The sequence below is a fragment of the Lactovum odontotermitis genome, assembly GCF_054658595.1.
Window position 1 is genome coordinate 37,418 of sequence record NZ_BAAGGQ010000013.1, and the last position, 12,831, is coordinate 50,248.

Consider the following 12,831-nt stretch of genomic DNA (forward strand, 5'->3'; position numbering starts at 1 on the left):
GCCGTGAGGCGTCATTTCTTTTTCGAGCGCAACTTTTTGTGCTTGCATTCAGGAGAAGATGGGATTCGAACCCACGCGCCGCTTTCGCGACCTAACGATTTAGCAAACCGTCCTCTTCGGCCTCTTGAGTACTTCTCCAAACCAATAGCTAATTATAGCATATTTTCCTTCAAAATTACTAAACGATTTCCAAATTTTGAAATGGGAATTCTAGGATTCGAACCTAGGACCCCTGCGTTATCAACACAGTGCTCTAACCGACTGAGCTAAACTCCCAAATATATTACTGAGCAGTGGTTGCTCATTTTTTGCTTTTTGACGGGGGATTTTCCAGATGGTGTCCATTCCGTCTAGCCGCTGAAGCGACTGACGGCAGGGCAACCGACTGAGCTAAACTTCCATGTATTTTATTAAGCGTTGCAGCTTATTTGTTACATTTTGATGTGAGCTTTTCCAGATGGTGTCCATTCCGTCTAGCCGCTGAAGCGACTGACGGCAGGGCAAGCAACTGCAGCTAAACTCCCATATTACCATCTCAGAAACAACCTTGCGTTGCCAGCAAGACTCTAGCAGAATCTTAAGCGAATGACGGGAATCGAACCCGCGACGGTAGCTTGGGAAGCTGCTGTTTTACCACTAAACTACATTCGCCTAGTCGATAGTCATTTAGTCCAAAGGACATATGGATCCTGCTGGACTCGAACCAGCGACCGATCGGTTATGAGCCGATAGCTCTAACCAACTGAGCTAAGGATCCAGCTGTTTCATGAAAAGAAACCACAAAGGTTATAGCGGCGAAGGGGATCGAACCCCCGACCTCTCGGGTATGAACCGAACGCTCTAGCCAGCTGAGCTACACCGCCATAATAATTATTCTCCAGCTGTGCGCAAACGAGCGACAGATGAAAATCAACTCCCTGTCACCCAAAATGACTACGAAAGCTGATAAATCGGGAAGACAGGATTCGAACCTGCGACACCCTGGTCCCAAACCAGGTACTCTACCAAGCTGAGCTACTTCCCGTAGCTAATAATGTTTAATTTTGAAACTGGGAATTTACTCTGTAAATTGGAAAGAGTACCTGCAAGGAGGAAAACTTCGTTTTCCTTATCCGCAGCCTCAAAGCAGTGCTTTGAGCTCTACCAAGCTGAGCTAGCTTCCCCTAGCTGATATGATTTAATTTTGGCAAATGGAAATTAACTTCATTCAGATATTTCCATATCAGTAAAACAAATTACTGCTGCCCAGAACGGGGGTCGAACCCGTACGAGGTTTACCCTCCCAGGATTTTAAGTCCTGTGCGTCTGCCAATTTCGCCATCCGGGCACACTAGTTTAACCACACGTTAAAACAAAACGAACAGTTAGATGACTCACAAGAGTCAAAGCGAACGACGGGATTCGAACCCGCGACCTCTACCATGGCAAGGTAGAGCTCTACCCCTGAGCTACGTTCGCATAATTTTTTTTGAAATCTCAAGCATATCATTCAAGATTCCAACTGCCGACTACATGATTCGAACACGTGACCCTCTGATTACAAATCAGATGCTCTACCAACTGAGCTAAGTCGGCTAAATAATAATTTAGTTGAGTACTTTATTTAGCACTAGATATTTAATTTTACACATGGTAGCAAGGAGGAAAAGCTTCGCTTTTCTTTATCCCTTGTACCTTGAAGCAGTGCTTCAAGCCAACTGAGCTAAGTCGGCTCCAGAAAATAAATAAGTACCTATGAGAATGAATTCTCACTGACCCCTGCGCGGCTCGAACGCGCGACCCTTTGATTAAAAGTCAAATGCTCTACCAACTGAGCTAAGGAGTCCTATTATGAAATACTCTGGTAGAGCATTTGTAGGGATGATTGACTCCGTCAATCTTTATCCGCAGCCTCGAAGCAGTGCTTCGAGCTCTACCGACTGAGCTAAGGAGTCTATATATGAAATACTCGGGTAGAGCATTTGCAAGGATGATTGACTCCGTCAATCTCTATCCGTCATCTCGAAGCAGTGCTTCGAGCTCTACCGACTGAGCTAAGGAGTCCTATTATGAAATACTCTGGTAGAGCATTTTTATGTCACCGAGAAACTTCCTTCATAACTAAAAGAAGTTCCGGTCCCAACGGGAATCGAACCCGTCTCTCCGCCGTGACAGGGCGGCGTACTAACCGATATACTATGGAACCTTACTAATTTATCTTGGCGAACCATAGATATTAGTGAATCAGGCTATAAAGCTTGCACTGAATTAGTTGCACAATTTCAATGTATTTTTATGAAATTGGCAAGGAGGATTTGCTTCGCAAATCGTTATTAAAAGTCCGTTTTCTCACTATTTTTTGTGGAAACGGCATCAATGTCCGCAAGGACAGGGGAGGATTTGCAGCGCAAATCTTTATTTGATAGCCCAACTTCTCATTATTTCTATGAAGTTGGCATCAATGTCCGCAAGGACATTGATGCGCCCAGCAGGATTCGAACCTGCAACCGCTTGATTCGTAGTCAAGTACTCTATCCAGTTGAGCCATGGGCGCGCATTTCGTTGGCGTCTTCTTTCAACGCAACTATTAGATTATACTAAAAGCCGGGGCGAATGTCAAGAGATTATTATTTCGAGACAAATTCCGGAGATGCAGGCTGCAAAGCCGATTCCGTAACTTAGCAAAAAATATTTAATAAATGTCCAATATTTTTTTTGCTCTAACATGGCAAAAAGTTCAAAATTATAGGTGGAAAATGTGGTCAAACCGCCGCAAAATCCGGTGGCCAAATAAAGATAAAGAGTGTCATTCAGATGCATCGCGAAAAAACATCCAATCAGAAAACTCCCGAAAACATTGACAACATAGGTTCCCCAGGGAATCCGCCATCGCTCAAATCGGGCAGACAAGCGCCCAAACAGATAGCGCACCACCGTGCCAAGCCCCGCAAAAATGCCCGCCAGCAAAATATTCATGATTTCAGCAGCCTTCTCGCCGTCTGGTTTCCGAGGAAAATCATGGCCAGACCTCCGGCCGCTTCAAGGAAAATATAAAACAACGCAAGGGCATAATTCCCAGACGAAATCAGCCGATAACTATCGAGAATAGCCGAACTAAAGGTAGTGAAAGCCCCGAGAAAACCAGTTCCCGCCGCCAAAACCCAAATCTCCGCAGTCTGCTTTTTCACCAAATAATTTTTCACAAAAAACGCAAACAAAAAACAGCCGGCAAGATTAATTAAAAGCGTTGCCAGCGGAAAATTCCCAGCCGCAGGCAGCCGGTCCGTCACTTCCATTCGCGCCATACCGCCGAAAATGCCAAAAATAAACACAACAAAAATTTTCATGATAATTACAAATTATAACAAAAAACGGTCCAGAGACCGTTTTATTAACGAAAGGCTGAAATTGCCCTCTTATTTGATTGTACGGATACGCATCGTATTTGTACGTCCGCTGCCGACAGGAACACCAGCGACGATAATGATGTTGTCGCCTGACTCGACAAGCCCTGAATCCAAAGCAGCCTTTTCTGCCACTTCAAACATATCATCAGTTGAAGCAGGCTTCTTCGTCAGCATTGGAATAACGCCCCAGTTAATCACCAGACTGCGCTCAATCTTTTCGTCAAATGTCACAGCCAGAATATCTGCATCCGGACGGTATTTTGAAATCAGACGGGCAGTTTGGCCAGACTCAGTCAAGGCTACAATGAGCTTAACATCCAGTGACTTAGCGGCATCACGCACTGCAGAAGCAACTACTTCTGTCACGTTTGTTCTGTCGTATTTGTGGAACTGGAAACGTCCATATTCGTTCAACAGCTGCTGTGCATTTAAGTCAACAGTCGCCATCGTTTTCACTGATTCAGCAGGATATTTGCCGTTAGCAGACTCGCCAGAAAGCATTGTAGCATCTGTGCCGTCAATGACAGCGTTGAAGACGTCAGAAATCTCTGAACGTGTCGCACGCGGCTTCTCAGTCATTGTCTCAAGCATATTAGTAGCCGTAATAACAATCTTACCTGCACGGTTTACCTTGCTGATAATCTGCTTCTGATAAACCGGCACCATCTCAAACGGCACTTCAATTCCCATGTCGCCGCGGGCAACCATGATACCGTCAGCTGCCTCAATGATGGCATCAAGATTGTCAATTCCCTCTTGATTTTCGATTTTAGCAATCAGTCTCACATGCTCATTACCAGTCTCTTTAAGGATGGCACGTACTTCGTGGACGTCTTTAGCTGTACGGACAAATGAAATGGCGATGAAGTTAATTCCCCCGTTAGGTTGAGACAAGCCAAAGCGAATATCGTCAGCATCACGAGCCGCCAATGCCTTGAATGGGATTGTCGTGTTAGGAATATTTACGCCCTTTTGCTTAGCAATCTTCTCATCGTTTTGCGCAACAACGATGAATTCGCGTTTATCAGCGTCTTTGTCAATGATAGACAAACCGAGTTTACCGTCATCAATCAGGATTGTTTTGCCGACAGCAACATCGTCAAAAATGTCCAAGCCTCCGGCTACGTTAAGAGCAATCACATCACGGGTAGACTTCTGACCCTGCTTAGTTGCCACGCGGAATTGGTCGCCGGTTTTATAATAGTACTCATCCTCAAGACCGTCTTCGAAAACTTCCGTACGGATTTCAGGACCTTTTGTGTCAAGCAGGAAACCGACTTTTTTCCCTGCAATTTCCTCTGCACGGTGAACTGTTGCCATGCGGGCTGCATGCTCTTCGTAGTCGCCGTGTGAGAAGTTAAAGCGGAAAGCATCAGCACCATTGTTGATTAATTCAGCAATTTTCTGAGCAGAAACTTCAACATCCAGCGGGCCTGACCAGTAGCCGGACTCGCCGAATTTTTTCCCGCCGCGGGTTTCCACAGCCGGCCCAAGTGTCGCAACAATTTTTACGCGTTTGTTCATTTTTTTTCCTTTTTCTTTTGAATAGCGTTCATGCCTCTGCTATTTCATTAATATTTTAGTTAATAAATATAAAATTGTCTACTTTTCTTACTCTTCGATGCCGTAGTTATCCAGATCTTTGTTCAAGCGGTAGAGCTCCAGCATAGTCTGATGCGGGAAGTTGACCTTGATTGATCCGTCAGGATTGACAGACATCAAAGCGCCTTCCTCGGCTGAGCCCAAAATAGGACTTTCAGTCAGTTTTTCGCCACGCACACCGACTGCCACACCGCCGACGCCGTCACGCAGCAATTCGACAGCATGTGCGCCCATGCGGGAAGCAAGCACACGATCACGTACAGTTGGAGAACCGCCGCGCTGAATATGTCCAAGAACCGACACACGTAAATCTGATGTATCGCCAGCTGCTTTCAGCCGCTTCGCAAACTCTTCACCGTGCATAACCCCCTCAGCCAGAACAATCAAATGATGATTCTTGCCTTGAGCATAAGCAGTATTAATACGTTTGACAATATTTTCAAACTTGAACTCGCGCTCAGGAATACAAATATCGTCAGCACCAGCTGCAATACCAGCCCAAAGAGCGATATCACCAGCATTACGCCCCATCACTTCCACAATGAAAGTACGATGGTGAGAACTTGAAGTATCACGAATCTTGTCCAAAGCGTCCACCGCAGTGGTAACAGCCGTATCGAAGCCGATTGTGTAATCAGTCCCCACGATATCATTGTCAATTGTCCCTGGAAGGCCGACAGCCGGGAATCCGTGCTCCGTCAAGCGCATCGCGCCATGGTAGGAACCGTCGCCGCCAATAACGACCACGCCCTCAATACCGAGCTTCTTCAACTGCTCAATGCCTTTTAACTGATACTCTTCCTGAGTAAATTCAGGATAACGGGCCGTGTAAAGGAAAGTTCCCCCACGACTGATTTTATCACTGACCGCTTCCGAGTCAAGCTTGATAATATCACCCTCTACAAGTCCTTTGTAACCGTAGTGGATACCATAGACTTCCATGCCCTCTGAAATTCCTTTACGGACAACAGCGCGAATGGCTGCATTCATACCAGGTGAATCACCGCCGGAAGTTAAAACAGCAATACGTTTCATTTATGTATTTGCTCCTCAAAAAAATATTTTACCTTGTTCATTATAGCACAAATTCTTCCATTTCACCCGTTTTAATGTGATTGTAAACGTTTTACAGAGAATTTAATATAAAAATTTCAGCAAAACCAAAAGTAAAACGCCCAAATGAGCGTCTTACTGTTCTGTTGTTGGTTTTGAGAACTCCAAGAGTTTCTCCTTGATTTCACCTTCCATACGCACTAGTTCCTGCTCGGACTGCTGGCGTTTCTGGCGGCCTTCGGCCTGAATCTGCAGTGTCTGCTGAATGGTCTCAATCAAGTTGTTCTGAGTGACCTTGAGTGTTTCGATGTCAATAATGCCGCGCTCATTTTCACGCGCCGTTTCAATTGACGAAGTTTTCAGCATCTCGGAGTTCTTCTTCAGCAAATCATTGGTCGTCTCAGAGACAATGCGCTGCGAGGTGAGCGCGTCTTTTTGCTTGAGCAGCGTCAAAGCAATGGCCACCTGGTTTTTCCAGAGCGGGATGGCTGTATTGATACTGGTCTGTATTTTGTCAACCAGCTCCTGATTGGTATTCTGAATCAGTCGAATCTGCGGTGCCTGCTGGATGGTCATCTGGCGGGCCAGACGCAAATCATAGGCACGTTTTTCAAGGCGGGTGCGATAAGCTTCCAAATCCGATACTTTCTGAACAGCCAAAGAATTGTCATCTGCTGTCTCAACTTCTTTACGGGCAGCGGGCAAGGTTTCTTTTTCCAGTTGTTCAAGCTTCAGCTCGGCACCTGCAATAAAGACATTTAGGCTTTGGAAATAGTTCAAGTTCTCATCGTAGAGGCCGGCAAGCGTTTTATTATCTTCGCGCAGGCCGTTTTGCTCGACATTCAGTTTAGCTGAGATTTTGTCAATGCCGGCACCGATTTTCTGATATTTCTGAGTGACTTCGAAAATCGATTTGCGCACTTTGCCGAACATTCTGCTGAAGAAACCTGCGTCACCGCCGGCTAATTCATTCGGGTTAGCTTCCTTCAGATTGTACATTAAATCGGTCAGCGAGCCGCCGACTTCGCCCAAATCCTTTGCCTGAACCTTATTCAAGACGGTCTGTGAAAAATCAGCGATAGACTTCTGAGCCCCGGCACCGTATTCAACAACCGTCTGCGGGTCATTTTCATTTAAACTGGCCGCAAAACTCAGCGCTTGCGCACGTTGTGCCTCATTTAAAGTTTCCATGGCACCTTTCGGCGAGGATTCCTGCGGCAGTTCTTGAGTAAATTTCTGCATTGTCAAATCATTACCGTTTTCAGCCATTTTCTACTTCCTTTCCAATGATTTTCACGTCTGCCATGAGAATTTCATGATAGTTTTCAGCCACCTGACTTGATAAAGTCTTCATCAAAAGCAAAGCTTCACTCAAATCTCCGTCGGATTTGACAGCTTCTGACTGTAATTTCTGGTAGCTTTCAATCAGTTTCGTCATGTTAGGCAGATATTTGTAGAGAAAATTGTTCTGCTTTGTTAATTCCTGCGGGTTTTTAACGATGAACTGGAAAGTTTTCTTCGCTGCCGAGAGACCGCCTGTCACATCTTCAATCACACTCACATCGGTAATTGACTTGCAGGCAGATTCCCAGTATTTGATATGTTTTTTGGCCTCGGCCATGGTTTCACGAAAGAGCTTAATATCACTGTCAGACAATCCCGACTCGCGATAGTTTTTCATGTTGCGTTTCAGCTTAATCTCCGGACTGTTACCGTGCTCCCGAGACTTCTGCCGCCCTAAAATCGTGAGTCCGACGACCATCTTGATTATGAGAATAACAACAATCAGGCTAATGGCAAATCCCAAAAGACCTGACGCAGAATGATCCATCATATGTAAATGCATTTTATTATAACCTCCGCTTTCTTCTGGTAAATAGTAAGAGATTTCGATATTTGACTATGATTTATTATAACATGCGCATCTTCTGCTGAATGAGACTTTGGACTGATTTTTCGATGTTTCCTCTCATTAATGGACGTTTCCATCTCTGTGTCCATTTTCTGAGCCTTTTTATAAAGGATTTCTGTTTGGCGTTCCAGCCTTTCGGGGAAATCTTCCCGGTGTCTTCAAGACTTTCTTTATCACCGCAATATGGCGCTCGGAGTTGTCCGGCAGCTTATAATCAATGCTGCGCTCAAGTTTTCCGCCCAGCAGAGTAACTGCCGGCTTTGCTTTGCTCACTTCTTCGCCGAATTTGGAGGCTTTATAGGCCAGTAATTCCCCGTTTTTTTTCAGGAAAGGCAGCGTCAGCTCGGACAAAACATTCAGCCGGGCTACTGCTCGAGCGGTTACAAAATCAAATTGCGCACGGTATTTCGGATTTTGCCCGAAATCTTCTGCCCGGCCATGGAGTAGCTGAACATTTTCCAAGCCTAGCGTCTCTATCAGAGTTGACAAAAAATTAATGCGTTTATTCAATGAATCAATGATTGTCACTTTCAACTCGGGGTAAAGAATTTTCAAAGGCAGACTGGGAAAGCCTGCGCCGGCTCCAATGTCCAGTAAGCTAACCGCTTTATTCGGGATAAGGCCGTATTTAACCGGCATCACAGAGTCGTAAAAATGCTTCAAATAGACTTCAGACTCAAGGGTAATCGCTGTGAGGTTGATTTTCTCGTTCCAGTCAATCAATAGTTCAAAATATTTCGCAAATTGGCTTCGCTGCTGGTCTGACAGCTGAAAATCCTGGTAAAATTCCTCCGGCTGCATTAATAATCACGCTCCAATAGTTTTTTTGTTAAAAAAGATATTTTTGTAGTTGTATCACTTGCCGGCAGCTTGCTGATAAGCTTCATGGCGCGCTCTGTATAGGACTGAGCTAATTCCTTTGTTTTCAGCAAAGCATCCGTTTCTGTCAATAATGCCGGAATTTCAGTGAACTTCTGTTGTGTCAGCAAGGCCGAAAGCCGCTCAGGTTCTGCCTGCAGTCCGAAAAGAATCGGCGCTGAGTAGACGCCCTGCTGCATATCTTCGAGCACCGGCTTGCCCAATTTTTCTTCGTCTGCCGCATAATCCAGATAATCGTCCATCACCTGAAAGGCAATGCCGATATTTTTCCCGATTTCATAAGCCAGCTTTGAAAGTCGTTTGTTGCCGTCAATCAAGACCGGAATGGTACAGGACATGGCAAAAAGCTCAGCTGTTTTACCGGAAATATTGGCGATATAATCATCGATTGTCTGCGTCAAATCGTAGCGCAGTGTCATTTGTCCTAATTCGCCGCCTAAGAGTCGCTCAATTGACTCTGTCTGCTCTGTCAAATTTGATAAATCCAGCGAATGCTTGGACAAAGTCTTGAAGACAGAGACAAAGAGATAATCGCCTGCATAAACTGCCACATCATCACCGTATTTAGCTGAAATCGTCACTGCGCCGCGCCGCGTGTCTGCTCTGTCTACAATATCATCGTGAATCAGTGTAGCTGTGTGCAGCATCTCAATTGCCGCTGCCAGAGCGATTCGCTGCTCAGACTTCAAGTCAGTGAATTCGGCAAAAAGCAGCAGGTAGGCCGGACGCAGCATTTTTCCGCCTGCGTCAAAAATATCAAAAATCGCATTTTTGACGGGTTCGTTTTTCAGGACCACGGACGTTTTCATCAGACGCTTGACCTTGGTCAAATCAGATGTCAATCCTGGGAATTCATTTTTCATTAAATCTATGACCATATTTGACTTCTCTGTATAAATAATTGATTAATCGGCTGCACTCGTCTGATTATCTGATTACCGCCGATTCCTACAGCCAGACCTGCCAGGAGGCCGAAGAATGCCAGCCAGGGCAGATAAAGCATGACACTTGGCGTTTGGGCAATCAGCGAGGCTACCAGGAGCTGTCCGGCATTATGGAAAAATCCGCCGACAATTGAAATGCCTATCATTGACACGAGTTTCGGCCCGAACAATTTGACCAGATACATTGCCAGCAAACTCAGTACACCGCCGGCTGCGGAATAAAGGAAAACTGAAAAGCCGGTAAAAAGTGCAGTGATTAGCAGTCGCAGAACTAGCATTGACCAGACCTTGCGCCAGCTCAGCGTAAACATGGCAATCAGCATGACCAGATTCGGCAGACCGATTTTTGCGCCTGGCGCAAAGGCAAAGAAAGGCGGAAATGAGCTTTCAATCAAGCCTAAAATCACGGCTGTCGCTGTCAGCAATGACACATACAATAATTCTTTAATTGTCATTGATAATCCACTGTCTTTCCATCTTGAATCGTTTTACCCCCGGTCAATTCGACCACCAGGCTGTGCGGCAGGCAGACAATCGTCTCGCCGTTTTTTGACTTCCAGCCGGCCTTGACATCAATCTGATCAGGACAGTTGGCTTCGTAAACACGTACTTTTTTGTCCTTAATCTGGATTTTATTGACATCGCCGGATTCTGACTCATAAGTCCATTTCTGATTAACCGATAAATCCAGCGTTTTTATCACTTTACCATGAAGCTTGACTTGAACTTCTGTGGCAGCTGTGCCTTTGTTTGCAAAAAGGAAAATCGGCAAGAAAGCCAGTGCGACCAGAACTACCAATAATACACCGTCAAGTGGCCGTAGCCTAAGTTCCTTCAAAAATTTCATTATTTAATGATAGCATATTTTGAGAGAAATTTCGACAAGTGTAAAGGTAAAAAATGTGGCAGATGTCTAATCTTTATCTCCCGTTTAGTATTGGCTCAGAATTAAAGCAAATAAGTGGACTTTAGCCCACTTATCATGCGTTTTCACGCTTTATTTTTCCTTGGACAGCTCTTTGGCCTTGTCTACAATATAGGCACGCAGCTGCTCTTCGATTTGCGGATGATTCAGGCCGTACTCAATCGTGGTCTTAACAAAGCCGAACTTGTCACCGACATCATAACGTTTCCCTGTGAATTGGCGAGCAAAAACACGCTGTGTTTTATTTAAGGTCTCAATTGCGTCGGTCAGCTGGATTTCATGACCTGCACCTGGTTTCTGATTTTGAAGAATTTCAAAAATTTCCGGAGTTAGTAAATAACGACCGATAATAGCCAAGTCTGACGGGGCTTTATCTACTGCTGGTTTTTCGACAAACTCAGCAACATTGTACAGTCCTTTTGAGACTTCGCCTTCTGGAGCAATCACGCCGTACTTGTCAACATCTTTGTGCGGTACTTCCATGACCGCAATGGTTGAGGCATGTGTTTCCTCATAGTCTGCGATTAGCTGTTTGGTCAGCGGCTCGCCTTCGCCGTTGATATTCATCAAATCATCACCCAGCATTACGACAAAAGGCTCATCGCCGACAAAGGCTTTGGCTTGAAGTACCGCATGGCCAAGTCCCAGAGGATGAGACTGGCGGATAAAGTGCAGATTAATGTCAGTGGTTTCTTCAACCAGCTTCAATAGGTCGGTCTTGCCTTTTTCCCGCAGATTCATTTCCAGCTCAAGATTCGAGTCAAAATGGTCTTCAATCGGACGCTTGGATTTACCTGTAACAATCAAAATATCTTGAATGCCTGATGCAAGTGCTTCTTCGACAATGAACTGAATGGTCGGTTTGTCAACAATCGGCAGCATTTCTTTAGCCAGTGCCTTGGTTGCAGGCAGGAAGCGGGTCCCCAGACCTGCAGCAGGAATAACGGCTTTGCGGACTTTTTTGAGTTGTTCTTTTGGCATTTTCTCTCCTTTTGAATAAATAGCGCTCAGTAAACGCTCAATTTTTCGATTTCATTATTACTATTTCTTTGTTTATGAAAATTCATTTTCCTGTTTGGATTCGCGGCGCATGATTTCTAGAATTCCAGAGCGCGGTTCGAGGCCTTTGTAGAGCACTTTATAAATCGTCTCGGTAATCGGCATCTCTACTCCCATTTGCTGAGCCAGTTCGTAGGCAGCTTTACAGGTGGAGACGCCTTCGATGACCATTCCCATGTTGGCTTCAATGTCGGCTAATTTTTCTCCTCGGCCAAGTGCATCACCTGCCCGCCAGTTACGTGAATAAACGGAGGTTGCAGTGACAATCAGGTCTCCCACGCCGGACAAGCCGCTGTATGTCAGCGGTTCTGCGCCCATCGCAACGCCTAGTCTCGTAATTTCTGCCAGTCCGCGTGTGATAATCGCGGCTTTTGCGTTGTCGCCGTAGCCTAATCCATGCAACGCACCGGCACCGACAGCTATGATATTTTTCAAAGCACCTGCGGTCTCTACGCCGATAACATCCGGATTTGTGTAGAGCCGCATGTAATCATTGCTGAAGAGGTCCTGCGCATACTTTGCGTCAGCCAGAGACTTCGAGGCGGCCGAGATGAGTGTAATGTCGCGCACAATCGTCTCCTCGGCGTGTGACGGCCCGGACACCACGGTGATTTCTCCGCGGAATTCAGCCGGCAGCTCTTCTTCCAGAATAGTCGAGATGCGCTCATGCGTGCCTTGCTCCAGTCCTTTAGAGGCATGCAGCACGTGGACTTTGTGATCTAAGAGCGGAGCCACTTGCTTGGCCACCAGCCGTGTCACTTTGGTCGGCACAACAAAAAGCACACAGTCCACATCAGCAAGTACGGCTTTCAAATCAGTTGTCGCCTGAATTCTTTCATCCAAAACGGCTTCTTTGAAGTAGCGCTTATTTGTATGCTGCTCGTTAATCTCAGCAATTTGAGCTGGGCTGTCGCCATAAAGCGTAACGGTATGACCATTATCAGTCAGGACCTGCGACAGAGCAGTTCCCCAGGAACCGGGCCCTAGGATTGCCACCTTCTGTTTTTCCATGTTTCAATTATAGCAAAAAAAGCGGACTTTTAAAAGAATGTGAAATAATGGACAAATGAT

12 protein-coding genes and 12 tRNA genes are annotated in these 12,831 nt (G+C 45.6%); all 24 read right to left on the reverse strand.

Annotated elements, in window-relative coordinates:
• Positions 1-50: 50 nt before the first annotated feature.
• The 24 genes from ACYQ2E_RS07975 to ACYQ2E_RS08090 all read right to left on the reverse strand — a co-directional run bounded on the left by ACYQ2E_RS07975 (position 51) and on the right by ACYQ2E_RS08090 (position 12,771).
• Positions 51-138: transfer RNA gene (locus ACYQ2E_RS07975), tRNA-Ser, on the reverse strand.
• Between the two features lie 64 nt (positions 139-202).
• Positions 203-276: transfer RNA gene (locus ACYQ2E_RS07980), tRNA-Ile, on the reverse strand.
• A gap of 304 nt (positions 277-580) precedes the next feature.
• Positions 581-651: transfer RNA gene (locus ACYQ2E_RS07985), tRNA-Gly, on the reverse strand.
• Positions 652-683: 32 nt separating this feature from the next.
• Positions 684-757: transfer RNA gene (locus tag ACYQ2E_RS07990), tRNA-Ile, on the reverse strand.
• A 32-nt stretch (positions 758-789) separates the two neighbouring features.
• Positions 790-863 (reverse strand) — tRNA-Met (locus ACYQ2E_RS07995).
• 87 nt (positions 864-950) lie between these two features.
• A tRNA-Pro gene (locus tag ACYQ2E_RS08000) sits at positions 951-1,024 on the reverse strand.
• A 218-nt stretch (positions 1,025-1,242) separates the two neighbouring features.
• Positions 1,243-1,327 (reverse strand) — tRNA-Leu (locus ACYQ2E_RS08005).
• Between the two features lie 59 nt (positions 1,328-1,386).
• Positions 1,387-1,458 (reverse strand) — tRNA-Gly (locus ACYQ2E_RS08010).
• A 44-nt stretch (positions 1,459-1,502) separates the two neighbouring features.
• Positions 1,503-1,575 (reverse strand) — tRNA-Thr (locus ACYQ2E_RS08015).
• 177 nt (positions 1,576-1,752) lie between these two features.
• Positions 1,753-1,825 (reverse strand) — tRNA-Lys (locus ACYQ2E_RS08020).
• A 288-nt stretch (positions 1,826-2,113) separates the two neighbouring features.
• Positions 2,114-2,185, reverse strand: a tRNA-Asp gene (locus ACYQ2E_RS08025).
• Positions 2,186-2,459: 274 nt separating this feature from the next.
• Positions 2,460-2,533 (reverse strand) — tRNA-Arg (locus ACYQ2E_RS08030).
• Positions 2,534-2,595: 62 nt separating this feature from the next.
• Complete coding sequence (locus tag ACYQ2E_RS08035; RefSeq protein WP_460017541.1) at positions 2,596-2,955, reverse strand: fluoride efflux transporter FluC; 360 nt, start codon at positions 2,953-2,955, stop codon at positions 2,596-2,598.
• On the reverse strand, positions 2,952-3,326 hold the full coding sequence (locus tag ACYQ2E_RS08040; RefSeq protein ID WP_460017542.1) for a fluoride efflux transporter FluC: 375 nt from the start codon (positions 3,324-3,326) through the stop codon (positions 2,952-2,954). The genes ACYQ2E_RS08035 and ACYQ2E_RS08040 overlap by 4 nt, the downstream gene beginning before the upstream one ends.
• 69 nt (positions 3,327-3,395) lie before the next feature.
• Entirely contained in the window at positions 3,396-4,910 is a 1,515-nt protein-coding gene (pyk, locus tag ACYQ2E_RS08045) for a pyruvate kinase (RefSeq protein ID WP_460017543.1), read from the reverse strand.
• Positions 4,911-4,997: 87 nt separating this feature from the next.
• Complete coding sequence (pfkA, locus tag ACYQ2E_RS08050) at positions 4,998-6,023, reverse strand: 6-phosphofructokinase (protein ID WP_460017544.1); 1,026 nt, start codon at positions 6,021-6,023, stop codon at positions 4,998-5,000.
• A 153-nt stretch (positions 6,024-6,176) separates the two neighbouring features.
• A complete protein-coding gene (locus ACYQ2E_RS08055; RefSeq protein WP_460017545.1) occupies positions 6,177-7,310 on the reverse strand; it encodes a toxic anion resistance protein in 1,134 nt (377 codons plus the stop codon).
• The gene (locus ACYQ2E_RS08060; RefSeq protein ID WP_460017546.1) at positions 7,303-7,887 is read right to left on the reverse strand and encodes a 5-bromo-4-chloroindolyl phosphate hydrolysis family protein; all 585 of its coding nucleotides are present in this window, start codon (positions 7,885-7,887) and stop codon (positions 7,303-7,305) included. Before ACYQ2E_RS08060 ends, ACYQ2E_RS08055 begins: the two co-directional genes overlap by 8 nt.
• Positions 7,888-8,055: 168 nt before the next feature.
• Positions 8,056-8,754: a 16S rRNA (guanine(527)-N(7))-methyltransferase RsmG gene (rsmG, locus tag ACYQ2E_RS08065; protein WP_460017547.1), complete on the reverse strand. Its 699-nt coding sequence runs from the start codon at positions 8,752-8,754 to the stop codon at positions 8,056-8,058.
• Positions 8,754-9,695, reverse strand: a complete 942-nt coding sequence (locus tag ACYQ2E_RS08070; RefSeq protein ID WP_460017548.1) for a polyprenyl synthetase family protein — start codon at positions 9,693-9,695, stop codon at positions 8,754-8,756. Before ACYQ2E_RS08070 ends, rsmG begins: the two co-directional genes overlap by 1 nt.
• Positions 9,696-9,700: 5 nt before the next feature.
• A complete protein-coding gene (locus ACYQ2E_RS08075) occupies positions 9,701-10,231 on the reverse strand; it encodes a Gx transporter family protein (protein WP_460017549.1) in 531 nt (176 codons plus the stop codon).
• Positions 10,228-10,623 carry a NusG domain II-containing protein gene (locus ACYQ2E_RS08080; RefSeq protein WP_460017550.1) on the reverse strand — a complete coding sequence of 132 codons (396 nt, stop codon included), beginning with the start codon at positions 10,621-10,623 and terminating at the stop codon, positions 10,228-10,230. Before ACYQ2E_RS08080 ends, ACYQ2E_RS08075 begins: the two co-directional genes overlap by 4 nt.
• A gap of 150 nt (positions 10,624-10,773) precedes the next feature.
• On the reverse strand, positions 10,774-11,682 hold the full coding sequence (galU, locus tag ACYQ2E_RS08085; protein WP_460017551.1) for a UTP--glucose-1-phosphate uridylyltransferase GalU: 909 nt from the start codon (positions 11,680-11,682) through the stop codon (positions 10,774-10,776).
• A 72-nt stretch (positions 11,683-11,754) separates the two neighbouring features.
• A complete protein-coding gene (locus ACYQ2E_RS08090) occupies positions 11,755-12,771 on the reverse strand; it encodes an NAD(P)H-dependent glycerol-3-phosphate dehydrogenase (RefSeq protein WP_460017552.1) in 1,017 nt (338 codons plus the stop codon).
• Between the last annotated feature and the right edge of the window lie 60 nt (positions 12,772-12,831).